Genomic DNA, 21,787 nt, shown 5'->3' with positions numbered 1-21,787 from the left:
GTTTCTGGTGGTATAAACGGGTTGACTATGAACGAGCGTATCCTGATAGTCGAAGACGAAGCGATTGTCCTGCTGGACATCCGCAGCCGGCTGGCCGGCCTCGGGTACAGTGTGGTGGGAACGGCTTCGACCGGCGAAGAAGCCATCGTCAAGGCGAATGCCACCAGGCCTGACGCCATACTGATGGATATCGGCCTCAAGGGCAGCATCGATGGTATATCGGCCGCGGAGGCGATCCGTAAAACCCAGGATACTCCCATTATCTACCTGACCGCTAACTCGGATATTACCACCCTCCAGAGGGCGAAGATCACCGGGCCGTTCGGCTACGTGCTCAAGCCCTTCGATGAGCGGGAGCTAAGAGTCACCATCGAAATGGCACTGTACAAGCACCGCATGGACAGGGACCTGTACGATGCCCGCCAGTGGCTGAAAGTGACTCTCAGGAACATCGACGAAGGCGTCATCACCTCTGACGACTCCGGCGCGGTCAAGTTCATGAATACGGCCGCAGAAGAGCTGACGGGCTGGGAGCTGAAAGACGCGGCCGGCAAGGATGTCCACTCGATCTTCAGGCTAGAACAGCCAGAGGAGATCCATGCAAGCGGCAGCAGTCAGGCGAGCCTTTTAAGCAAGGAAGGCGGCAGAATGCCTATCGACTACATGCTGGTCCCGATCGAGGACGACTGGGGCCGAGTGATGGGTACGGTCGCGATCTTCAAAGATATGACCAAGCAGAAACAAGCAGAGCAGAAGCTGTCGAGGGCAGAGGAGCAGCTTTGTGCCCTGATGGGGCTTATTTCAGATGCAATATGTATCTGCGATCCTGAAGGCACTATCCTTTGCGGAAATCAGGTAACAGCCAGCCTGCCAGGATTACCGGCAGAGGACCTGACAGCAAAAAATCTTTTTGAGATAGGTCTCTTTAGCAGTACTGACATCCAGAAGGTTACCTCGATGTTTGAGAAGGCGCTAATGACCGGCAGTTCAGGCAGCGGAGTGGTTACGCTGACAGGCAGAGATGGGGTCGCGTCAGAGAAGTCCATTCGGGTTGCCCCGGTAAAGTCGGGGCAAGAGCCGATGGTTATGGTCGTCCTGGCAGATACGGGGAAATAGCTTTTTTGCCGCTGGACAGGATCTATGCGCAGGCTATCGACTTAGATATAGATAACTGAGCGCTTGTCGCCCGGGTATAAGATTTTTCAAAATGGGAGGGCGGCGATTTGAGGCTCGCCGCAGGCCTTTGATATTTTGCCCCTTTGGTATTACTGGTGCTTGCTTGCGCTTTTGGAGTCAAACCGTATTGGAGTCAGCCTTGACTTGATCGCGATTAGATTGCAAGGGTTAGTTCAGCCCTTGTTTATTCCCACCTGTTACATTCAATAGTATAGCTTAAAACTATAAATTGGTTTTGTATTTTTCACATAATTACAATTTTACAAACATTTTTCTATCTGGCGAGAAAGTGTTAAATAGCCAATCCTAAAGAGAGAACATTGATAAATATAAATATCAAGCAATATTGTAGTTCTCATCACATACAATCCGGTTAAGCCATGTGACTGCCAGCAGCCATAGCCTCGATGCACGACCGCACATCGTCGTTGAAAGGCTCGGCGATCAGCACTTCGTGGAGCAGTTTCATGCCTTCGGCGCGCTGGCTTTCAGACAGGCTGAGGCTGAGTGCCATGCCAAGGTTGATCCTGGCATCCCTGCTTTCCGGGTCGATGGCGAGAGCAGCCCTGAACTCGGCGATGGCGCTGGCCAGGTGCTCTTCGTTAAGCTGTGCAGCGTCCGATCGGGCCAGCTCAAGCAGCGCCTGGCCGAGGCCGCTGTGATAGTCGGGGTAGTCCGGGTCGATGGCGACTGCCTCCCGGAACGACTCGACAGCTTCCCCGGTTTTTCCGCCGGCCAGCAAGCTGCGGCCGATAGCGCAGTAAACGTCCCCAAGAGCACACCTGGACTCATAGTCCTCCGGGTTCAGGCGGATGGCTTCAGAGAGCTCCTTGTAGGCGTCGTTGTACTCGTTGTTTTTCAGCAGCGCTACCCCAAGATTATAGTGATAGAAACCTTCGGCCGGGTTCAGGCGGATGGCCTCCCGGTATTCCCTTATGGCATCGTCCAGAAACCCGTTCAGCTCCAGGATCGTGCCGTTCGTGTAGTGATACATCTCGAGAACAGTATTCAGATCGCACTCCCCGATGCTCTTCGGGACATTTTTAGGCTCTCCGCACATCTCCCCCCAGATGTCAGCGGCTGCGAGACCAGTTTTTTCTTCGCATTCAGGAGTAGAGTTGTCTCTGGTCCACATACGCACTCACAATGATCATGTACATATTCAGCGAAAGATAATACTTCGCTCATAAATTACCAATTGGGAATGTGTAATTACAGGGTTTCCGGCTATTTTTAGAATTAAATATATACGACACACATGGCTTATTTTTACTGCAGTGAAGCATACTGTCCCCGGTGATGCCAGGTAAACATCGCTAGTCCCGAATTTTACCGGCCGCCCGGTTAAGATAATTTTGTTACCTATCGTGACAGTTGAATATAGAAAACGTTATCACCGGGCAGCAAAATATATAACTAAACTATTGGGGGGCAATCGATATAGCGGACAGGCTGCAACACCTCTTGAAGCTGAAAGAGGCCAGCAAGGCTGCTGAAGAGTGCGACAGGAGGGAACATCCTGTCAGGCCATCGGCGCTGCAGGATTCGGGCAAAAGTGCGATCATCGACATTCTGAACGGCACGATAATCATCGATGATGCGGCACTCATCCGCCGATCGGAGGACGAATGCGAGCCGGGAACGGCTGACTTTTATTACAGGCTCGCACTGGACAACCTCACAGCAGGCCGCATAGGTAACGCTATCCTGGACCTCCGAAAAGCGGTAGAGCTGCGCCCGGATTTTTCAGAGGCATACCAGGAGCTCGGCTTACTGCTGAAGTCAGTGGGACAGTATAGTGAAGCTGTGCACCAGTACAGGGAGCTCGTCCGGCTGAGGCCGGACGATGCCGAAGCCCACTTTATGCTCGGGACAGTGTACGATATGCTGGACCGGCGAAGCGATGCGATCAAAGAGTACGTCGAAGCGATCAAGATTATGCCAGAGTATGTGGAAGCGTACTTTTGCACGGGCGTAGACCTGGAAAGCCTGGGCAAGATTGACGAAGCGATATGGATATATGCCAGGGCGGTTAAATTCAGCCCGGAGTACACCGAAGTTTACGTCAGAATGGGTAACCTGCTCCTCGGTAAAGGGGCGGTTGATGAAGCGGTTCTCGCGTTTAAGAACGGGATCAGGACAGCTCCGCAGGACGAGCAATCCCACTATGGCCTGGGGCTGGCGTACTATAAGCAGGGCCGCCTGTTCGACGCCCTGCGGGCTTTCAACGAGACGCTGCGCCTGAAGCCGGAGCACGAAGGTGCCATAAAAAAGCAGCAGGCCGCCATGGATGCGATCTCCAGAGCATTGATGAAATAGCCCCGGGCACACGGTTTCTATCAGAGGATCAGATCTATTTTTTCCGAACATACAGCCTCGCGCTTTCCCCGGAGAATATTAATATATAAGTCACAATATAAAAAGTGATAGGTATGCCAGCGTCAGGATATTTCTCCCGGACATTATCTGCTCTCCAGAGCCTGGTCAGGCTGCAGGCTGCGCCGGCAGCCCGCAACAATGCCGGCGATCTGCGATACTCCCTCGCAGCCCTGCACTATGATCAGGGGCAGATCGACGAAGCCGTAAAAGACCTGGAGGCAACCCTCAGCCTGGACAGAGGACACGCTGAAGCCCACTACCTGCTGGCCAGGATCTGCGAGGACAGAGGAGACCTTGCCGGAGCCGTCAGAGAATACCACAGCGCTATCCGATCTGATCCTTCCAGGCTAATGTACCACATTTCCCTCGGCATGGCACTGGAGAAAAAAGGGGACATGAAAGCCGCGATCAAAGAGTACCACGTGGCGATCAAAACAGCTCCGTACGACGGGGAGGCCCATTTCAGGCTGGCGGCCGCGCTGGACAGCGTCGGCGCCCTGGACGAGGCGATCCTGGAATATAAAGAGACGCTCAAGATTGACCCCGGGATGAAAGACGCGTCCATATGCTACCAGTCGGCCAAAAAAAGGCAGAGGACCGCACAGAAGAGTAAGAAGTAAAGGCTTACTACGCCTCTGCTGCTGATTTTTTCGTGATCTATACCAGGCCCTTTGAGACTTATTGCTGGACAGCGCTTCCAACATACCACATTTATTTCATCACGCACCCCGAAATCCGTATGGTAGCGATGGTTTCAGAGCGGGTACAGCTGGGGGTCCTGGTGGCCGGGATGTTCTTTCTGAGCCTCGGGTTCAGTGTCATCATGCCTGTACTGCCCTACTACTCCCAGAACATGGGTGCAACGGCTTTTGATCTCGGCCTGCTGATGGCATCTTATTCGGTCATGCAGCTGATCTTTACCCCGTTTCTGGGGGAGCTCTCGGACCGCATAGGCAGAAAGCCGGTGTTCCTGATCGGCCTGTTCGGCTACGGAGTCTCATTCCTCATCTACGGCTTTGCCACCCAGCTGTGGATGCTGTTTGCCGCCCGCATGATCGGCGGCATTTTATCCGGGGGCATATACCCCGCATCGCTGGCATATATCGCAGATATCACCAGCCATAAAGACAGGGGAAGAATTATGGGAATGCTCGGGGCCTCGTCGGGCCTCGGCATGATCTTCGGGCCGGCCCTGGCTGGAGGGCTCTCGATGTGGGGCCTGACCGTGCCGTTTTTCACCATCGCCGCCGCATCGTTCGGCTTCGTGGTCCTGGGCTACCTGCTGCTGAGAGAGTCGAAATCAGTGGACGTACACCGGCTACGCCCTGGAAAAGTGTCCCTTCTTGCTCCGCTGAGCTCCCGGCTCTGGCTGCTGTTCTTGCTGGCGCTGCTGGTAACCATGCTGATGTCCGGCTTCCAGGGCACCTTCGCCTACTACCTGATGGACCGTTTCAACGTGCTGGATACGCCGTCAGCCATGCCGGTGGCCGGGACGACGATGATAGTCACGGGGCCGGGAATCATGGCCATCATGTTCACGGTCATGGGCATCACCGGCGTCATCTGTCAGGGCATGCTGTTAGGGATAAAGATAGAGCTGATCGGAGAAAGATTCACAGTGATCACGGGCCTCTTCATCGCTGCTGCCTCGTTCTTCCTGGTACTGTCCGCCTCGGAGCTGGTATCGCTGATGCTGTTCGCCTGCACCCTGGCGCTCGGCACAGGGCTGGTCGTCCCCTGCCTGAATTCCCTCGTCTCTAAGCGGACGGATGAGGAGCACCAGGGAGCCGCGATGGGAGTGATAGGCTCATACAACAGCCTTGGCAGAATTATAGGCCCGCCTGTGGGGGGATTTTCCTTCGACATCCACATGGACCTGCCGTTCATCATCCTGGGCTTTTTGGCCGGCTTAGGCGGGTTTGTAGCAATGCTAAGGGCCTTACGCCTGCGCGCTCTTGAGCGGAGGTGACCGGAGAAAATATTTATGGCTTCCGGGCACTGTGGTTTTTAGACGAAAAGACTACGGCAGTAACCGTAGCTTAAGTAACGCTTATAGTTATCTAAAACATAGATAAGCCTGGTGAAAGAATGGATAAGTTCATCGTAATCACAAGCCTTGTGACGGCCCTGCTGCTCGTAATCGCAGGCGGAGCAATCGTTTACTCATCATCCCCCGGCGGAGTTGCGTACTCCTCCGAGGACGCCCAGAAAATCGCCAAGGATTTCGTAGCCTCCGAGAGCACCTTCAAGTACGACGGCATGACCGATACGCTGGCCATCAAGTCCTGCACCGCCAGGACGGTCGACACTTACGAGGTCATCGCAGAGTTCACCTGCAGGAGCTCTGGCTACGGTGACCGGACAGAAAAGATGACCGCCCAGGTGCTCACGCCCCACGAGGCAGTGATCACCGTAGAGAAGGGCAAAGTAATTTCCGCGGTCATGGATGGCCAGTGGGACATGATGACTCAGAAGGCCATCGAAGGCCCGGCCACGATGCCGAGGCTCGACGGCAACAACGTCATCCCAACCATACCTGATGGCCCCGGTGACAAGCCCCAGCTGTAAAACGGGCGATGACGCCCGGCTTCTTTTTTAAGGTTGTTCTTCTGTCGTAACAAGTTAACAGAAGCACTATACCTGCTTCTCGAATACCAGCGCAAGGATAACGCCCGGTACTCCGGGAGCCAGGGCTTTGTTGTAGAAGGGCAGCACTTTGACACCTTTCGGCAAGGGAGTCCCCGGCGCGTGAAAGATACCATCCCATCTGGCCGCGATATCCTCGCCCGGTGGCATTACGCATGCCTTCCTGAAGCAATCAGTCAGCCAGCTCCGCAGCTTGTACAGGACGAGGCCGTCGTCGAGAAAGGCTTCCAGCGCTTCGTGAGTGATCTCGGTTACGAAGTAGATGTGACCGTCTACCGTCTCCGCGCTGAAAAGGTCGTTGATACGCTGGCTTGAGCCTCCGGTACACTCCCGGTTACCGTAAGCTTCCGCTATGAGCCGGAAGAAGCCCAGCGTTTTCAGGTTACGGTATACTGTGTAGACCTGGCTCAGCTCGCCCGATGCCCCGGGAGCCCGATCGCGGCCCCCGGAAGCGACGATCTTCCGGACCTCGGCTGCCGGGTCTATCTTTACGGTTTTCAGCTTGTGCAGAGGTATCATCGGTATTGCCTTCTGGAATTAGATGAACCGCTCGAACCGTTCCTTATCGGCTTTGCAGATCGGGCAGACACCGGGGGGCTCTTCCCTCGCGCACAGGTACCCGCAGACCTTGCACCGCCACACAGGGTACTTTAGCGCGGTGAGGACGCTGACAGATGGGCTTTGAAGGCTGCCCTGAGCCGGGATGGCCTCTGGCATCCTGCGCTCCGGCACCGGTGCCAGCTTCTTTATGCCCCGGTAGATGTCGCCCGAGACGTAAAGCCCGCAGTAGCAGGAGCTGTACTGACCCAGGTCGGGATCACGGTAGTCGCAGGGACAGATGATGTCCAGATCATTCGATTTCTGGCCGATCGCCAGCCTGCAGGGGCAGGAAGCGTAGCCATACCGGCCCTTGTTAACAAGCAGCCCCTTTACAAGTGCCCTGGTGAAGGCCTCGTCAGGGTTGAGATGGTAGCCGCCCGGCTCGGCGTCTCGCAGCAGCCGATCGTAGAAGGCCCGGATTTCGGAGTCGGTGATCTCGCCGGTGCCAGTCAGGCCAGCACCTCCCGGATCTCGTCTTCCCGGAAGCCGATGATGACTTTGCTGTTGTTGATCACCATAGTAGGGAACGACTTTGATTTGTTCCATTTGCCAAGCTCGGCCAGTACCTGGTTGAACTCCTCGCCGCTCAATAGATCGACGTAGACATATGAGTAGTCTATACCTATCTCGGTTAACAGCTCCCGAGTTTTTCTGCACCACTCGCAGGTGCTCAGCGCGTAAAGCAGGATTTCGCCATTTTTCTTACCCGGGACGTGTTCCATCGACATAATAAATGGGTTTTCACTCTTGCTATTAATACTTGCTACCCAATCCCCGGTTCCCGTCCGCATATCTTTCAGAAAAACCCGCTTTAGTTGCGATAAATCGGCCAACGAGATTTTGCCCGGCAGAGCGAGTAGTCGTTGTGGGTGTTAGAGATGTACAGGGTCTACGAATACGAAGCGACGCGTACCTGTCCTGAATGTAGCGGCCAAGAAACTGTCCCTGTCGCTGCATACGTCAACGAGGAAACGGGAAAAGAGACTGTGCTGGCAAAACGGGTCAGGTGCGAGCGCCACGGCGGCTTACAGGTGCCTTGCAAGTTGAGCAAGCCGATAGGCACGATCATGGAGATCAGGATGAAAAGCCCGGACGCGTACGACTATATGGTTGAAAAAATACGCAGTGGCTACGGAATATCACATATCGAGCGGTGACGGGAGCAGACAGGCAATCGGATAGAATTAGCCTTACCTGCACTGGCAAAAGCAATAGAACGATAGAGAGGTGGGCGGCGGGATGGCGCCCGCCGCCTGCTATCCGAATCTGGTTCAGGAGGTTAAATGAGGTAGATCGGCGGATAGCTAGTTAATATTTCTTGAGCGGATAAGCAGGAGTCATACCTGCAAAAAGTTATTTTAAGGGCATATTATATAGGCTTTCTCTATTTAAACCAGAATTAAAATTCTGAAATTCAAGCCTGGAGATATCAGGAGTTCATGGACCCGGGCCCGCGGGATTAAGGCATACATAATTAAATAATAATTGTTGCATATTATATCCGGGGTATAAGATGTCTGCAGCAGGCGCCGATACGAAGACGGGGACCATCGATTTCAGGGCGGAGGGAGAGGCGGGAGAGTACTTTAAAAAGCTCGCCTTTCCGATGATCATCGTACTATTGCTGATACTGCTGCTGGGCTACGCCGGGTGGACCTACGGCTTCAGGTTTTTCATACCGAGGCTGATGGCTTCGTCCTTCTTTATCGCCGGGATGCTGATCGGCGCCGTGCTGCAGCTAATTCTGCTGATCCTTTTTACCCGGTGGCGGTTCTACAACCACGTATTATCCCGCAGCATGAAGGCGAACGATAAAACCCTGCCCGAGATCAACCGGATTGCGACAGAAGCGGCTGACCGGCTTGCTATGCGGTCCCCGGGCGTGTACGTAGTCCAGGACCCCCAGATCAACGCTTATGCACTGGGGCTCCGAAACAAAATCATAGTCCTGAATACCGGGCTGATCGACGTGGCGACCGACGATGAGCTGACGTTCATCATCGGCCACGAGCTCGCCCACGTGAAGTACGGCTGGTCGGTACCGCTGAAGGTGCTCGGGCTCACGATACCTTTACCACTGCTGCTGAGCTCGCAGCACAGAGAATACACCTGCGACCGGGGCGGCCTCATCGCCTGCCGCAACCTGAATGCCGCCATCCTCGTGCTGGCCAAGCTGGCGCTGGGAAAGCGGCTGGCAGACAAAGTAGATATCGACCACATGTACAGGGACAAAGAAGAAGTCGAACGAGACCGCATGTCCAGAGTCTCGGAGTTCGTCGCCACCCACCCGCCGATCAAGAACAGGGTTTACCAGCTCCGGCAGTTCTACGAGTCAGACTTGTATAGAAAGCTCGCCCGGTGAATAGCGCATTAGTACGTGCCCCTAACTGCAGAGGGCACAGAGTTTAGTCATTTATATTACTTTTCGGCTAGCCAGGAATGGTTAACACGACGTACACAAATTAGAAAAAGAAAAAGGTTTTTAGAGCCAGTCCCTGGTTTCTACGCCACGGTTGATCTTTTCCGCGCTCTCGTAGGCATCGTAGACTGCGTAGAGCAGCACCAGAGCCGGGAAGAGCAGGGCTGGGGCGCAGCAGATGGCGCCGAGGGCGGTCGAGATTGTGAGTACGACGATGCCCGCTAAAATGGCCACCAGCATGCCGTAGAAGATGACGGCGAGCACGATACCCTTCTTGATATGGCCGTTGTACACCTGGCCGAGGCCTGGCACGATAAGTGAGAGTATAGCCGCGATAAGGGATTCCTTTTGGGCGGGCTTTGCTGCTGTGCCGGCTGGCGGCGGAGTGATGGGCGCAGGCGCTGGAGATACCACTTTGGGGGCCACTTGTGCGGGCTTTGCGGGGACGATTGCTACCGGGGGTGCCGGCTCTGCGGGAGCGGCCGGTGTAGCCGGAGCAACTGGGGTAGCGGGAGTAGCCGGTGTTTCGGGAGCTGGCTGTTTTCTGGGCGGCTCCTCTGGCGGGCGTATTACGGGATCTACAGGAGCCGGGGCCGGCTGAGGCGCCGGCTGCTGCGGAGCGGCTTCAGGTGCCGGGGCAGAGGCCGGCTGTTCCGGCAGGTTCTTCCGCTCTTCTTCCGCGCAGTCCCTGCAGTATACATGATCATTTACGTGAGTTACGCATAAGGCGCAAATCCCTCTGCCGCACGCTTCGCAGGCAGCGACAGCACCCATGCCGGGATGATTGTAACAGTTACGCATTGGCTTCCACCTCGTGAATTACCGAAATAATCGTAGCGTTAAATATTGCACGAGTACGATAAATACGTTGTGTCAGCCCCTGCGGGCCAGCGTCATACTTAATACAAAAAAATCCGTTACCTCTGCATATGAAGTGGAAGCTCAGTATCTGGAGTGCGACTATACTAATTTTAATGTTCATCATGTTCATTGTGCTGGTGCTGAACCTGTTCGGCGTCATACAGCTCGAGACGTGGGGGATTTTCGGCGCAGTGGTAACAGTCTTCTGCCTGTGGCTGCTGGCCAGGCTGTTCTTCTCCGGCAAGGCCGATGAGGAACCGGAAGAGAGTAAAAAGTAATTTTTTTACAGGCTGCGGCGACCCTTGAGCGATATGCCATCGAACTCGGCGCCGAGCACCTTGATTTTCAGCATGGCGGAAACCCAGTCTGCAAGTGCTGCGGTATCTGTCGCCAGGTAGATGAGGTTCCTGTCGGTGGTATTTTTAAGCTTCTCCAGCACCTGTGTGGGGGTTTCCCAGGAATAAGCATGCCGGTGGAGGAGAGAAGGAGAAGTTGTAACGATGATCTGCCGGGATCCTGCAGCTTCAAGCTTGCGCAGGGCTTCCTCTGGGCCCGGGAGGCAGAAATCGATGAAACCAGCTTCCACGGCACTAAACAGGCCACTTTTCCTGAGATACCCGGTAATTGCAGACATAAGTACCTGTATGCCCCTGGCAGGAATGTCCCGGGAAGCCCGGGAGGCATCTGAAAGTGCCTTCACTGCTGCGAGATAGCCTGCCACGGGCTGGCTGCCCGAGGATAGCGCCGGCCTCGGATCAGGTGCTGATACGACCACGATACCCAGGTCTTCCCGGGGGCGGGGCGTTTCCCCGGCCGGCTGCGACGGCATGCTCCGCCAGCCCAGCGCCCGCCCAATCGAGGACAATACCAGCTCTGCGGCTACTCCGGCATTGATTCCCGGGGGCGCGTAGATAACGTCGAGCCCCGCGTTCTCTTCGGTGGTAACCCGCAGCGTGGAGGGCAGGTGGACGAGCGACGTGTAGCCCGGCGCGATCAGGCCGGCGCCCCCGACAAATACAGTGGTGCGGGAACCGGCAGAAACAGTACGATACAAAGCTTCCCTGATGCCTGGGCGACGCAGCCCGAGGTAGGCGAACTCGACTTTGCCGTCGGTGCTTTTTGCCAGCCGATCCGCAACGCGGCAGCTCATCCCGGAGACCTCGTCGTGCTCGGGAGCCATGATATACGAGTCTTCCAGCAGCTCGTAGCTGGATAAGCAGTCCTTAAAGAGCCTGAGGTTTTCCGGGCTGTCGAGAAACCCCTCCGAAAAGTCTCCGTAGGAGAGCAACAGTAGTCCGGGTCTGCCGTCCGTGACGTCACCTGTCATGATCATCTGATCGTTGCCACGGCCCGGATAAATGAATTCGGCTAAAAATATGCGGAATCTTGCCGGCTATCGTTTGACAAGCGATCGCAACCGTTTCGCCAGATAATCTCTGGCCCCGGTAAACTGGAATTCTAGCAGGAAGTACAGCACGGCGATAGCGGCGATTGCTGCAGACGTGTAAGGCACCAGATCTTCCATGGTACCTGCGTTGCCCCCTAACGTATAAATAACTTGTTTGCTGCCACCGCTCGCAATAATATAAATACCTGGTCCCGGGATCATAGGTATAGTAGTCTCGATGGACGGGAAGCGGTGCGTGGTTGACTGTTCGCTATAAAACGCATTTTTTGCCTATAAATCCCACTTTTTCCACTCCCGGGATAAAAATTTCGAGGTTAACCAGCAAAGTATTTATTATACCAGATTACATAATAAGCATTTGAGCGGGTGATTTGCCGTTTTTATAACTGCACAATCCAATCCATCCCCTACCAACCCGCTCACCCTTTAAAAGGGGGCTTAAACTGCTTTTCCCAAAGTTTTACTCAAGGCAATAAATATTTGTGCGTCGCCGCCGTTTCTGATATAGATGTCCGCGAGCGACGTGGCGATGAGCATGGAAGAGTTCATCGCCTACTACAAGAAAAATAAGGGCCTGGTCAGGTCAGCCCGCGCCTACGATGCCGCAGGCGGGCAGTGGGTCCAGGGCGAGGAGATCTTCAGGCGTAGCGGCGCCTATACACTCATCGTGCTCCAGTTCAAGAACAAGCACTTTCTCCGGGTCACAGTCAAGCCGTCCCTGAAAGTGGCTTATGCTCCGGACGTATACCGTAGCGCGGCGTTCTGGATAGACAGAAACGTCCGCCTGACTTACGAGGAAAAGGAATTTTTGGAGGGCATCGGTGGCGAGCCTTTGGCCATGGAGGAAATACTGAAAACGATCGAGCGGTCCGGCTTTCCGGGCAAGGACGCGCTGTTAAAGAAGATAAGGAAAGTGCTGTGACACTGTTGCAGAGGCTCAGCAACAGCTTTTACTGAGACGTCTGCGGGCGCTTCAGGAAGATTTCTATGGAAGAAACGTTAATTTTCTCTCCTTTCTCGCTGTCGAGCTCTTCGGTGCTGATCTGGATCCTGTCTATCTGCACGTCGGTCAGGAAACGGTGACGGACTACCTCCGCCGTGTCGACTGCCCGGGAAATCGCTCTGCCCCTCGCCTTGATGGTAACCTCTTTCGCTCCCTCGTTAAACTGGGTGACAGCGGCGAGCACGTAGTTCATGACGGGCTTGTTGCCGACGAAGATGACATTGTCCTCGGGCATGGTAAAGTTCTCCGGCTATGGTAGATATAAAATTAATATGAGTCGCATTAATATATAGAGCCTTCGGCTCTTACTGGCCAGGCCCTTAAGGTGCCTGCTGGCCATGCAAACTTCCCAAAACACGCAAATGCTATAAACCATGAAGGTCTTTCGTCTAAATGCGGTGATCAAGTGATCAAGTCCAGGCAGTCAGTCCAGGAAATTAAGGAGTACGTCGCGGGTAAGAACGTTGAGGAAGTGGCCGCTTCGTACGGAATTGACGAGAAGAGCATCATCAAGCTCGCGTCCAACGAGAGCTGCCTTGGTGCCAGCCCCATGGCCATCGAGGCGATCCGAAAGGCGGCCTGCGATGCCCACGTTTACCCGAGCGTCGACGCTATCGAGCTCCGGGAAGCGCTGTCTGCGATGTACGGAGTGCCTGTCCACAACATCGTCTGTGGCAACGGCATGGACGCCGTGATAGAGACGCTCTTGCGGGCGTTTCTGGAAACCGGGGACGAGACAGTCATACCGCTGCCGGCCTTCTCCTATTACGAGAACGTCACCAGATTCTGCGGGGCAACCCCTCGGTACTGTGCCCGGCGTGCCGACTTCAGCCTGGACATCGACGCTTTACTGGAGAAAGTCACCGATAAAACCAAGTTTGTATTCATCACTTCGCCCAACAACCCTACGGGCAACCTGACTTCGCTGGACGAGATCAGGTCAGTGGCAGAGGCCGTTGACGGCATCGTGTTCGTGGACGAGGCATACATCGACTTCGCGGGCGGAAAGACGGCGCTGGGGCTCATGAAGGAGTGCGACAACGTAGTTATTGGCCGGACCATGTCCAAGGCCTGGGGCCTGGCGGGGATGAGAATAGGCTTCGGATTCATGCCGGACTGGATTTTCAAGGAGTATATGAAAGTCGCCACCCCCTTCGCCCTGAGCAGGATTGCGATCGCAGCTGCGCTGGCTGCGCTGAAGGATAAGGACCACTACCACAGGACAGTGGAGACTGTGAAGGCCGAGCGGCAGTTCCTGGCAGAGCAGGTGCCGTTTAAGGTATACCCGTCCGAGGCTAACTTCGTGCTGATGGACACAGCCCCTATGACCTCGAAACATGTGGTGACCGAGGCGATGAAAAGAGGCGTCATCCTCCGGGATTGCGGGTCCTTCCGGGAAATGGGGGACAGGTACGTCCGCATCACAGTGGGGACCAGAGAGCAGAACATCAGGCTCGTGGAAGTGCTGGCGGAGATCAAGGGGAGCAAATGAAGATAGCGCTAACCGGCACGCCGGGCACTGGCAAATCGACAGTAGCCAGGCTGGTGGATGCCGGATTTACAGTTGTGGACATTAACGCGATCATCAAGGACACGTATAATCTGGGAGTGGACGAGGAGCGGGACTCGGCTATCGCAGATATAGAAGGGCTGAGCCACTACGTGGAAAAGCTAACCGGCGACTCCATCCTGGAAGGCCACGTCGCCCACCTGCTCCCGGTCGATAAGATCATCGTACTCCGGGCGTCCCCGGTGGTGCTGCGCAAGCGCCTGGAAGCCAGGGGCTGGACCCCGGCGAAGGTCGAGGAAAACCTGGAAGCCGAGGCGCTGGACGTGATCCTCGTGGAGGCGCTGGAGCAGTGCGATGCCGTCTACGAGATCGATACGACAGAGAAAACTCCGGAGACGGTTGCCGGCTGCATCAGGGAGATAATCGGAGGCACCGACAAATATAAGCCGGGCTCCGTCGACTTTAGCGAGGCATATTTCTTATGACGCTGGATTCCTTACGCTCGAAGTTCGTATTCATAACCGAGCCATTCGTCAACATCTTCGACGGGCTGCACATCTCAGCTAACACGGTATCCATGACCTCGCTGGTCTTCGCTGCCCTCGCCGGCCTCGCCTACTTCTTTTCTGCCGGGAACGCGGCGATACTGGCAGCTGCATTGTTGTTAGTGCTATTGAACGGCCTGTTCGACGGGCTGGACGGCGCCATAGCCAGGAAAAACGGCACTACTTCAAAGTATGGCGACTTCCTCGACCACGTGATCGACAGGTATGCCGACGTCTTCATGATCTGCGGCATATTCCTCGGCGGCTACCTGCGATCGGACCTGGGTGCAATGGTCATCGTAGGCGTAATGCTGGCCAGCTACCTCGGCACTCAGGCCCAGGCAGTCGGTGTAGGCAGAGTCTACGGCGGCATCATGGGAAGGGCCGACAGGATGATCCTGATCATCGTGGCTACCTGCCTGCAGCTCGTCTACCCGGCAGAGATCGGAGCATACGGCATCCAGTTCACCATCCTGGGCTGGGCTTTACTCGTGATCGGTATTCTCAGCCACGTGACGGCCTTCCAGCGCATCTGGTATACCAGAAAGCAGCTGCTGAGCGGCGAAAATGGTAAGAAGTAGATCGTACGCTGCGCTGTGATGGCTTCTGATTACTCTGGTACTCTTTACCAGGTTGTCTCTGTGCTCGTGAACGTACACGAACGCTGCGCTGTGACCGACCGGAAGCAGTCCCATGCATACAGAATCACAGATTCCGACAGATGCCACAGATGCTAATCGATAATGAACTATAATGGTTCGCTGTATTCATCTTATCGAATATATCATCTGTGCAATCTGTGCAATCCGTAACAATCTGTGATCTGTATACAAGGGACTGCTTCCAGTCGGTCACAGCGCAGCGATCGTATTGCTGTCTCACGCCACACGGGCAATCAGAAACGTACAGCGCAGCGTTCGTATTGCCGAGTCGCTGATCTATTTTCAGTGTGCGAAAAGATTACGTTAAAAAGAGTATAAAAGAAAGGCAAGCGCTAAACGCTCACCTTTTATCTTTCTTCACCTTGATCAGGTCGCCCAGCGTCATGACCCGGCTTTCACCTTTGCGCTGGCCCCTGTCTGCGTCGGCGACGCCTTCAGTCAGCTTGATCTCAAGCTCGCGTTCCAGCTTCTTCACCAGGGCATCTTCCGGTGCCAGTTCGCCGCGCTCTACCTTTCGGATAATGTTGACCTTCGTGCCGGTCTTAGCGGCCAGCTGCTCATCAGTCAGGTGGCGTGCTTCGCGGGCATTCTTAATTTTGTCCGCGTAATCTTCGACCAGCTCATCCTTGATCTTGTCAAAGAGGTCGCTGCGCGGCCTCCGGGTGGCCGGCTGAGTGCCATAAGCGCCAGGGGCTCCCGGGCGGGCTCCCGAAGCGCCGCCAGGCCGGGCGACTTCCTTACCGAAGCCCTTGCATTTTTCACAAGCGTCAAGCTCCGCCCGATCCACGATGATACGGTAGGATCTGCCGCGAATTTCGGCCCCACATATTTCACACTGCATACGTATCTGGATAATACTCACATGTTTTCCTCAATAAATCTTTCCGATAAGTCCGTAAGTTAAGCATATATACCAAGAAAATCAACTTTGCAAACGATACTTATGGCGGAAGGATCTGGCCTCGACTTTACTGGAGAAGTGCCTCTGAGCGACTTTTCTAAGTACCTGCTCGACAGGGTGAAGCAGCTAGAAGAACGTAATGTCCGCTTAAAGGAGGAGTACCGGAAGATCGAGCTGGAAAAGAAGTCGGTCGAGAACAAAAAAGTCCAGTACGAGCGTGAAATCAGAAAGCTCACGTCCGAGCTGGACAGACTGAAGACCCCTCCGCTCATTGTCGGTACTATACTGGATGTAATGGTCAACGGCAAGATGATCATCAAGTCATCCACCGGGCCGAAGTTTGTGGTCAACTCTTCCCAGTTTATCAACTCGAAAGAGGTCTTCGCCGGCGCCAAGGTTGCCCTGAACCAGCAGTCTCTCGCCGTGATCGAGGTGCTGCCCACGGTTAAGGACCCCTCCGTACTGGGCATGGAAGTAGTCGACTCACCTGAGATAGACTACCAAAGCATCGGAGGACTGGAAGCACAGATTAACGAACTAAAGGAGACAGTAGAACTACCTCTCCTGAAGCCTGAGCTCTTCCAGAAAGTAGGCATCGAGCCGCCAAAGGGCGTCCTGCTCTACGGTCCGCCCGGCACCGGCAAAACCCTGCTCGCAAAGGCAGTGGCAAACCGGACCAAGGCCACGTTCATCAGGATCATCGGCTCCGAGCTCGTGCAGAAGTACATCGGCGAAGGCGCCCGCATGGTCCGGGAGCTCTTCGAGATGGCGAAGGAGAAATCGCCTTCGATCATCTTCATCGACGAGATCGATTCGATCGGCGCCAAGAGGCTGGACAGCATCACCTCCGGCGACCGGGAAGTCCAGCGGACGCTGGTCCAGCTCCTGGCGGAAATGGACGGGTTCGACCCTAGGGGCAATGTCCGCATCCTCGCGGCGACCAACAGGCCGGACATACTTGACCCGGCCCTGCTGCGGCCCGGCAGGTTCGACCGCATGATCAAGGTACCCATGCCGACCGCGGAAGCCAGGGAGCAGATCCTCAAGATCCACGCCCGCAAGATGAACCTCGCGGACGACGTGGACCTCAAGAAGATCTCCATACTCACGGACGAGTCCAGCGGTGCCGATCTCTCGGCCATCGTCATGGAAGCCGGCATGTTCGCCATCCGCAACAACCGCGACATCGTGGAAGCTTCGGACTTCAACGCGGCAGTGGCCAAAGTCATGGGCGAGCGCAACCGCAGCATGACGCAGGAAAGCGGAGTGATGTTTGCATAAGTGCAAACACACCTCTTTTCTATATTTTTATAACAGACTTTTACAATACAAAGTGATCTCTTTCCTGATTACATGGGATCTAATAGCAATACGAACGCTGCGCTGTGCGTTTCAGATTACTCAGATGGCGTGAGACAACAAAACGATCGCTGCGCTGTGACCGACTGGAAGCAGTCCCTTGTATACAGGATCACAGATTGTTACGGATTGCACAGATTGCACAGATGACTATACTAGATAGGATGAATACCGGGAACCATTTTATTTTTATTAGCGATTAGCATCTGTGTAATCGGTGTCATCTGTCAGAATCATCAGATTCTGCGTAATCTGTGATCCTGTATACAAGGGACTGCTCCCAGTCGGTCACATCGCAGCGATCACCATCGTTCACGAGCACAGAGATAACACTTTTTATGCTATTCGAGAGATCAGTATCAAGCACAGCGCAGCGTACCCTGATTATTGATAAGAGAAGAATCGTCAGGAATTACTATGGGTTTAAAAAGAATATAATTTTGTTAAGGATGATTAGCATAGGGTATAGCCTACCCTACACTCGATAACCCAAAAACGAGAAAACCATTTTCCGCAGATCTATGGCACCTTTTTCTGGATCACGGGCGCCACATAGTCTTTAAGATCAGGAAGCCTGGCGATGCAATCCGTAATCCTGCTGTAGACGTCGTGGCGGGAGCTGACGATGATCACGTGTGCGGGAGGATGAATCCTGCCCAGGACATCGATCGCTACACCTGGATCGTCGCTGAGGGACACGAGGGCGGCTGCCCTGCATGACTTTTTCAGCGGCACTTTCATGACGGTTACCAGGATCTTGTCTGCGGATGCAGGTTTCAGCTCTTTCGGCGCTGTCGCAAAAGTCAGTCCGCCATGCCTCTGCAGATCTGAGATTGCAGTATTCAGCTTGGTCTGGTCATCGGCCCTTATTACTGCAAAAGACTCCATTTTTACCCCTTGCTAAAGATACCAGATGTATTGTTATAAAGTATAATAAACGTATCTATTGTTTGGCAATCAATCTGGGACCCGGCTCTCGATAGCCGGGCGTAGACTGGAAAACCTATATAGCGGTCGCTTCCCATGTATTCTTATGCGCAGAGGGACCGACATTGCCCTGGCAGCAGAGATCGTCAGGAAGGGCGGAGTCATCGCCTATCCCACAGAGACCGTCTACGGAATCGGTGCACTGGCTACGGAAGTGAAGGCGATCGCCCGGGTGTTCGCGGTCAAGAAGCGCCCCGAGTCTATGCCGCTCTCTATCGCGGTATCCAGCCTCGACATGCTGCGGGAGGTTGCGGAGATCGAGCATCCTGGCTTCATCGAGAAGTTTTTGCCGGGGCCTGTCACGGTGATCCTGAAGAAAAAGCCGGTGCTACCGGCTTCTCTGACAGCGGGATCGGCCTACGTCGGCATCCGGTTCCCCGATCACCCGGTGGCACTCGACCTGATCAGCAGGACGGGGCCGATCATCTCCACCAGCGCCAACCTGCACGGAGAGCCGGATCCGGTCACCGCAGACGAAATCACGGTCGACGTCGACTACCTGCTGGAAGCCGGGAGGGCCAGGTATGCGGGCTCCTCCACGATAGTAGACCTCCAGGCGTACAAAGTTCTGAGAAAGGGCGCGATGTACGACGAAGTCGTGCAGTACATGAGAGCCAATAAGTAGGATGACTATGAGGATAGCCGGCATGGCCTCGGATGAGCTGGAAGCCTACCTGAGGGCGGGCGAGATCGTCAGATCACTCAAAAGCAGCGTTGCTACGAGAATCCGGGCAGGAGCCAGGCTGATCGACCTCGCTTCGTTCGTAGAAGAGGAAACGCTTCGGATGGATGCCAGGCCTGCGTTCCCCTGCAACATTTCGGTCAACGCCATAGCTTCCCACTACACCCCTTCCCCCACCTGCCCCCGGATGCTGGAAAAGGGCGACGTGGTTAAGGTGGACCTCGGCGCAATTGTCGGCGGCTACATAGCCGATTCCGCCTTTACCGCGGAAGTGGAGACAGCCGTCCACCAGGACCTGATCGAGGCCGCTAACGAGGCTCTCAGCAGGGCGGTGGAAGCGGTACACCCCGGCGTGACCACGTCGGAGATTGGCAGAACAATATCGGCAGTCGCATCTGCCCACGGCTTCCGGGTGCTGAAAGACCTTTACGGCCACAACATGTGCCGCAACTGTCTGCACGGGGGCCTGACTATTCCCAACTACGATGACGGCTCGGCGAGGAAGATCAGGGAAGGAGATGTGCTGGCGATCGAGCCTTTCTTAACTGCCGGGAGAGGGGAGATTTCCAGGAACCCGGGAGGCAACATCTTCCAGGTGATCCGCAAAGACGCCTTTTATGCCACTGGTGCAGGAGAGAAGGAGATGCTGCAGAGGCTTAACCGCGACTACACGGGCTTTCCGTTTACCGTAAGGTGGCTCGGGGCGGATACTGCGGCGCTGCAAGGGCTGATAAGGTCGGCGGCAGTGAAGGAGTACCCGATGCTGGTCGAGAAGGACGGGGCCCCCGTTTCCCAGGCGGAGCATACGCTGATCGTCACCAGGGAAGGCTGCAAGATCATTACTTAACTTGAAAATTTTGATGGTGAAGAAATGAGGCCAAGGTTAAGAGATTTCATCGAAACGAAGGAAGGCTGGATTTTTTCGGTCGTAGACTACCACAACGAGGATGGCGTTCACTGCCTGCTCCGGTACCTCCCGGGCCGCCCGGATGGAGAGAGGGAGCGAAACGGGGTGCGCTATAAAAAGATGGGCTTCGATGAGGCGTACGAGTTCATCAGGCGGGAGCGCCCGGAGTGGATCAAAGGCGTCATGGTTGTACCATACGATCATGTCTCCAGGCTCTACCAGCCCCATGACGGCCTGCTGAGCATCGTCGGAAGCGACCCGAGGGTGAAGAAGATGGTCGCGGCGCTGCCCGGAGTGGAGTTCTGCGACATGGGCATCACGGGCTCGAAGCTGGTGGGCCTGGGTGCAGAGACATCGGACGTGGACTTTATCGTTTACGGCAACAGCTGGTTCAAGGCGAGGGACGAGCTGCAAAAAGCCATCGCTGCCGGCCGCATCGACGGCATAGACGAGGCGGGCTGGGAAAAGATCTACGCGAAGCGCAAGCCGGAACTTTCTTTCGAAGAGTTCTACCAGCACGAGAGGCGGAAGGGCAACAGGTGTCTGCTGGACGGCGCCCTGACCGATCTGCTGTATGTCAGGGACTATGATCAGATCGGCCCGGTGCTGCCCGTCGGCAACGACCTGGGCATGAGGACCATAACTGCAACGGTGACTGACGCCGAATTCGCTTACGATAGCCCCGCCATCTACAAAGTGGACCACCCCGAAATATCTATGGTGCTCTCTTACACGCACACGTATGCCGGACAAGCACGTAAGGGCGAAGTCATAGAGGCGAGGGGCAGGCTGGAAGAGTCCTCGATGGGCAAAGTGCTGGTGATCGGGACTTCCAGGGAGCCGAAGGGAGAATGGATCAAATCGCTCACCCTGCTGGAGCAGCCCCGATAATTTTTTATTTTTAGAGCTATAAGTAGGTTATGTGCATACTTTTGAAAATAAATGGGTACGTGTCTCTGACATCTCTTCTTACCTAATGTGCCCACGCCTGGCATACTTCAGGAGCCGGGGCCATTCTGCCGGCGATAGCCCGGAAACAGTCAGGACAGACCTGCTGCGGGAAATTTCTGTATCGCTGTACTCTGTGCACTCGGCGGCCGAGCCCAGGAAAGCGCTGGAGCATGCCTACAACAGAGCCTGCGACGATCTCGATATTGTCTATGGGCTGGACTCGGGCGGGATGAGGGAAGTAAACCGAGTCATAATAGACCGTACTCTCACGGGGCTGGAAGCGGAGGCCGCCAGGCTGGGCAAAGAAAGCCTGTCAAAGCTGTTGAAATCGGAAGCTACACGCGTAAGTCTTCGATCGGATAAGCTCCGGCTTTCGGGCAATGTAGACAGGATCGTGCTTTCGGACAGCCAGCTCTTGCCTTCAATCATATCGGCGTCACAGCCTCCCGAAAACGGGATTTACGCGTCCGACAGGATCAAGCTGGCAGCATACGCATTGCTTATGTCCGAACGCTTCGGCTGCGAAGTGAGATCTGGCCTTGTCGAGTATATGGGCGGCTGGAGCCTGAGGGTAGCCGAACTACGCCAGGGAGACAAGCGCGAAGCTCTTTCCATCCGCCGCCGCATCGAAGAAGGGGCCCACAGTATGCCGGATGCACGCAGGGGAAAGTGGTGCGATAAATGTTACTTCAAGGACAGGTGTACTTCCAGAGTCTCGTTTATGGACAGCCTGTTCGGGAAAAATGGTAACAGGTAAATGAACCAGATATTTTCCGGTACTATATAATATA

The 21,787-nt window shown here is 55.0% G+C and carries 27 protein-coding genes; 17 read left to right on the top strand and 10 right to left on the bottom strand.

Translation table 11 applies throughout. The features are described from left to right. Nucleotides 1–27 precede the first annotated feature (27 nt). Nucleotides 28–1,116 carry a response regulator gene (locus ACPLPM_RS07515; protein ID WP_424359628.1) on the top strand — a complete coding sequence of 363 codons (1,089 nt, stop codon included), beginning with the start codon at nucleotides 28–30 and terminating at the stop codon, nucleotides 1,114–1,116. 433 nt (nucleotides 1,117–1,549) lie between these two features. On the opposite strand, the gene ACPLPM_RS07510 is transcribed toward ACPLPM_RS07515, so the two are convergent. Next, nucleotides 1,550–2,311 (bottom strand): tetratricopeptide repeat protein, encoded by a 762-nt coding sequence (locus ACPLPM_RS07510; RefSeq protein ID WP_424359627.1) that lies wholly within the window; start codon nucleotides 2,309–2,311, stop codon nucleotides 1,550–1,552. Nucleotides 2,312–2,640: 329 nt separating this feature from the next. Between ACPLPM_RS07510 and ACPLPM_RS07505 the strand changes: the two genes are divergently transcribed. The 4 genes from ACPLPM_RS07505 (at nucleotide 2,641) to ACPLPM_RS07490 (ending at nucleotide 6,123) form a co-directional block, all read left to right on the top strand. Next, complete coding sequence (locus tag ACPLPM_RS07505) at nucleotides 2,641–3,495, top strand: tetratricopeptide repeat protein (RefSeq protein WP_424359626.1); 855 nt, start codon at nucleotides 2,641–2,643, stop codon at nucleotides 3,493–3,495. 113 nt (nucleotides 3,496–3,608) lie between these two features. Beyond that, entirely contained in the window at nucleotides 3,609–4,175 is a 567-nt protein-coding gene (locus ACPLPM_RS07500; RefSeq protein WP_424359625.1) for a tetratricopeptide repeat protein, read from the top strand. Nucleotides 4,176–4,294: 119 nt separating this feature from the next. Then, the gene (locus tag ACPLPM_RS07495) at nucleotides 4,295–5,524 is read left to right on the top strand and encodes an MFS transporter (protein ID WP_424359624.1); all 1,230 of its coding nucleotides are present in this window, start codon (nucleotides 4,295–4,297) and stop codon (nucleotides 5,522–5,524) included. A 119-nt stretch (nucleotides 5,525–5,643) separates the two neighbouring features. Next, entirely contained in the window at nucleotides 5,644–6,123 is a 480-nt protein-coding gene (locus tag ACPLPM_RS07490) for a hypothetical protein (RefSeq protein ID WP_424359623.1), read from the top strand. Nucleotides 6,124–6,189: 66 nt separating this feature from the next. On the opposite strand, the gene ACPLPM_RS07485 is transcribed toward ACPLPM_RS07490, so the two are convergent. Genes ACPLPM_RS07485 through ACPLPM_RS07475 form a run of 3 tightly spaced genes read right to left on the bottom strand, consistent with a single transcriptional unit; the run spans nucleotide 6,190 to nucleotide 7,529 of the window. After that, the gene (locus ACPLPM_RS07485) at nucleotides 6,190–6,720 is read right to left on the bottom strand and encodes a hypothetical protein (protein ID WP_424359622.1); all 531 of its coding nucleotides are present in this window, start codon (nucleotides 6,718–6,720) and stop codon (nucleotides 6,190–6,192) included. 18 nt (nucleotides 6,721–6,738) lie between these two features. Then, nucleotides 6,739–7,347, bottom strand: coding sequence for a ferredoxin-thioredoxin reductase catalytic domain-containing protein (locus tag ACPLPM_RS07480; protein ID WP_424359621.1), 609 nt, complete (start codon nucleotides 7,345–7,347; stop codon nucleotides 6,739–6,741). After that, a complete protein-coding gene (locus tag ACPLPM_RS07475; RefSeq protein WP_424359620.1) occupies nucleotides 7,251–7,529 on the bottom strand; it encodes a glutaredoxin family protein in 279 nt (92 codons plus the stop codon). The genes ACPLPM_RS07480 and ACPLPM_RS07475 overlap by 97 nt, the downstream gene beginning before the upstream one ends. A 150-nt stretch (nucleotides 7,530–7,679) precedes the next feature. Here ACPLPM_RS07475 and ACPLPM_RS07470 point away from each other — a divergent pair, with 150 nt between their 5' ends. Beyond that, entirely contained in the window at nucleotides 7,680–7,958 is a 279-nt protein-coding gene (locus ACPLPM_RS07470) for a hypothetical protein (protein WP_424359619.1), read from the top strand. Nucleotides 7,959–8,314: 356 nt separating this feature from the next. Beyond that, nucleotides 8,315–9,163, top strand: a complete 849-nt coding sequence (locus ACPLPM_RS07465) for a M48 family metallopeptidase (protein ID WP_424359618.1) — start codon at nucleotides 8,315–8,317, stop codon at nucleotides 9,161–9,163. A 120-nt stretch (nucleotides 9,164–9,283) separates the two neighbouring features. On the opposite strand, the gene ACPLPM_RS07460 is transcribed toward ACPLPM_RS07465, so the two are convergent. After that, nucleotides 9,284–10,021 carry a hypothetical protein gene (locus tag ACPLPM_RS07460; RefSeq protein ID WP_424359617.1) on the bottom strand — a complete coding sequence of 246 codons (738 nt, stop codon included), beginning with the start codon at nucleotides 10,019–10,021 and terminating at the stop codon, nucleotides 9,284–9,286. A 128-nt stretch (nucleotides 10,022–10,149) separates the two neighbouring features. On the opposite strand from ACPLPM_RS07460, the gene ACPLPM_RS07455 reads away from it, so the two are divergent. Next, nucleotides 10,150–10,359 carry a hypothetical protein gene (locus ACPLPM_RS07455; RefSeq protein WP_424359616.1) on the top strand — a complete coding sequence of 70 codons (210 nt, stop codon included), beginning with the start codon at nucleotides 10,150–10,152 and terminating at the stop codon, nucleotides 10,357–10,359. A gap of 5 nt (nucleotides 10,360–10,364) precedes the next feature. Here ACPLPM_RS07455 and ACPLPM_RS07450 read toward each other — a convergent pair whose 3' ends face one another. Together ACPLPM_RS07450 and ACPLPM_RS07445 are read right to left on the bottom strand one after the other, a co-directional pair. Continuing rightward, nucleotides 10,365–11,408 (bottom strand): sirohydrochlorin chelatase, encoded by a 1,044-nt coding sequence (locus ACPLPM_RS07450; RefSeq protein ID WP_424359615.1) that lies wholly within the window; start codon nucleotides 11,406–11,408, stop codon nucleotides 10,365–10,367. 66 nt (nucleotides 11,409–11,474) lie between these two features. Next, nucleotides 11,475–11,606: a hypothetical protein gene (locus tag ACPLPM_RS07445; protein WP_424359614.1), complete on the bottom strand. Its 132-nt coding sequence runs from the start codon at nucleotides 11,604–11,606 to the stop codon at nucleotides 11,475–11,477. Nucleotides 11,607–11,997: 391 nt separating this feature from the next. On the opposite strand from ACPLPM_RS07445, the gene ACPLPM_RS07440 reads away from it, so the two are divergent. Continuing rightward, the gene (locus ACPLPM_RS07440; protein WP_424359613.1) at nucleotides 11,998–12,411 is read left to right on the top strand and encodes a hypothetical protein; all 414 of its coding nucleotides are present in this window, start codon (nucleotides 11,998–12,000) and stop codon (nucleotides 12,409–12,411) included. A gap of 28 nt (nucleotides 12,412–12,439) precedes the next feature. Here ACPLPM_RS07440 and albA read toward each other — a convergent pair whose 3' ends face one another. Beyond that, complete coding sequence (gene albA, locus ACPLPM_RS07435) at nucleotides 12,440–12,727, bottom strand: DNA-binding protein Alba (protein ID WP_424359612.1); 288 nt, start codon at nucleotides 12,725–12,727, stop codon at nucleotides 12,440–12,442. A gap of 171 nt (nucleotides 12,728–12,898) precedes the next feature. On the opposite strand from albA, the gene hisC reads away from it, so the two are divergent. From hisC to ACPLPM_RS07420, 3 genes are read left to right on the top strand one after another with little or no spacing between them, the layout of a single operon-like run. Beyond that, the gene (gene hisC / locus ACPLPM_RS07430; RefSeq protein WP_424359611.1) at nucleotides 12,899–13,984 is read left to right on the top strand and encodes a histidinol-phosphate transaminase; all 1,086 of its coding nucleotides are present in this window, start codon (nucleotides 12,899–12,901) and stop codon (nucleotides 13,982–13,984) included. Then, nucleotides 13,981–14,487 (top strand): adenylate kinase family protein, encoded by a 507-nt coding sequence (locus ACPLPM_RS07425; protein WP_424359610.1) that lies wholly within the window; start codon nucleotides 13,981–13,983, stop codon nucleotides 14,485–14,487. The genes hisC and ACPLPM_RS07425 overlap by 4 nt, the downstream gene beginning before the upstream one ends. Then, nucleotides 14,484–15,128 carry a CDP-alcohol phosphatidyltransferase family protein gene (locus ACPLPM_RS07420; RefSeq protein ID WP_424359609.1) on the top strand — a complete coding sequence of 215 codons (645 nt, stop codon included), beginning with the start codon at nucleotides 14,484–14,486 and terminating at the stop codon, nucleotides 15,126–15,128. The genes ACPLPM_RS07425 and ACPLPM_RS07420 overlap by 4 nt, the downstream gene beginning before the upstream one ends. A gap of 421 nt (nucleotides 15,129–15,549) precedes the next feature. Here the strand turns inward: ACPLPM_RS07420 and ACPLPM_RS07415 are convergent, their stop codons facing one another. After that, nucleotides 15,550–16,050, bottom strand: a complete 501-nt coding sequence (locus ACPLPM_RS07415) for a multiprotein bridging factor aMBF1 (protein ID WP_424359608.1) — start codon at nucleotides 16,048–16,050, stop codon at nucleotides 15,550–15,552. 102 nt (nucleotides 16,051–16,152) lie between these two features. On the opposite strand from ACPLPM_RS07415, the gene ACPLPM_RS07410 reads away from it, so the two are divergent. Further along, on the top strand, nucleotides 16,153–17,391 hold the full coding sequence (locus ACPLPM_RS07410; protein WP_424359607.1) for a proteasome-activating nucleotidase: 1,239 nt from the start codon (nucleotides 16,153–16,155) through the stop codon (nucleotides 17,389–17,391). A gap of 597 nt (nucleotides 17,392–17,988) precedes the next feature. On the opposite strand, the gene ACPLPM_RS07405 is transcribed toward ACPLPM_RS07410, so the two are convergent. After that, on the bottom strand, nucleotides 17,989–18,357 hold the full coding sequence (locus ACPLPM_RS07405; protein ID WP_424359605.1) for a DUF356 domain-containing protein: 369 nt from the start codon (nucleotides 18,355–18,357) through the stop codon (nucleotides 17,989–17,991). Between the two features lie 145 nt (nucleotides 18,358–18,502). Here ACPLPM_RS07405 and ACPLPM_RS07400 point away from each other — a divergent pair, with 145 nt between their 5' ends. The 4 genes from ACPLPM_RS07400 to ACPLPM_RS07385 are packed head-to-tail and all read left to right on the top strand — an operon-like array spanning nucleotide 18,503 to nucleotide 21,753. Next, nucleotides 18,503–19,081, top strand: coding sequence for an L-threonylcarbamoyladenylate synthase (locus ACPLPM_RS07400; RefSeq protein ID WP_424359603.1), 579 nt, complete (start codon nucleotides 18,503–18,505; stop codon nucleotides 19,079–19,081). Nucleotide 19,082: 1 nt separating this feature from the next. Further along, nucleotides 19,083–19,985 (top strand): type II methionyl aminopeptidase, encoded by a 903-nt coding sequence (gene map / locus ACPLPM_RS07395; RefSeq protein WP_424359602.1) that lies wholly within the window; start codon nucleotides 19,083–19,085, stop codon nucleotides 19,983–19,985. Between the two features lie 24 nt (nucleotides 19,986–20,009). Beyond that, the gene (locus tag ACPLPM_RS07390; RefSeq protein WP_424359601.1) at nucleotides 20,010–20,936 is read left to right on the top strand and encodes a DNA polymerase subunit beta; all 927 of its coding nucleotides are present in this window, start codon (nucleotides 20,010–20,012) and stop codon (nucleotides 20,934–20,936) included. Between the two features lie 31 nt (nucleotides 20,937–20,967). Then, nucleotides 20,968–21,753, top strand: a complete 786-nt coding sequence (locus tag ACPLPM_RS07385) for a CRISPR-associated protein Cas4 (protein ID WP_424359600.1) — start codon at nucleotides 20,968–20,970, stop codon at nucleotides 21,751–21,753. Nucleotides 21,754–21,787 lie beyond the last annotated feature (34 nt).

The sequence above is a fragment of the Methanocella sp. MCL-LM genome (assembly GCF_049676595.1).
Taxonomy (GTDB): domain Archaea; phylum Halobacteriota; class Methanocellia; order Methanocellales; family Methanocellaceae; genus Methanocella_A.
This window is presented reverse-complemented; position numbering and strand designations above follow the sequence as displayed.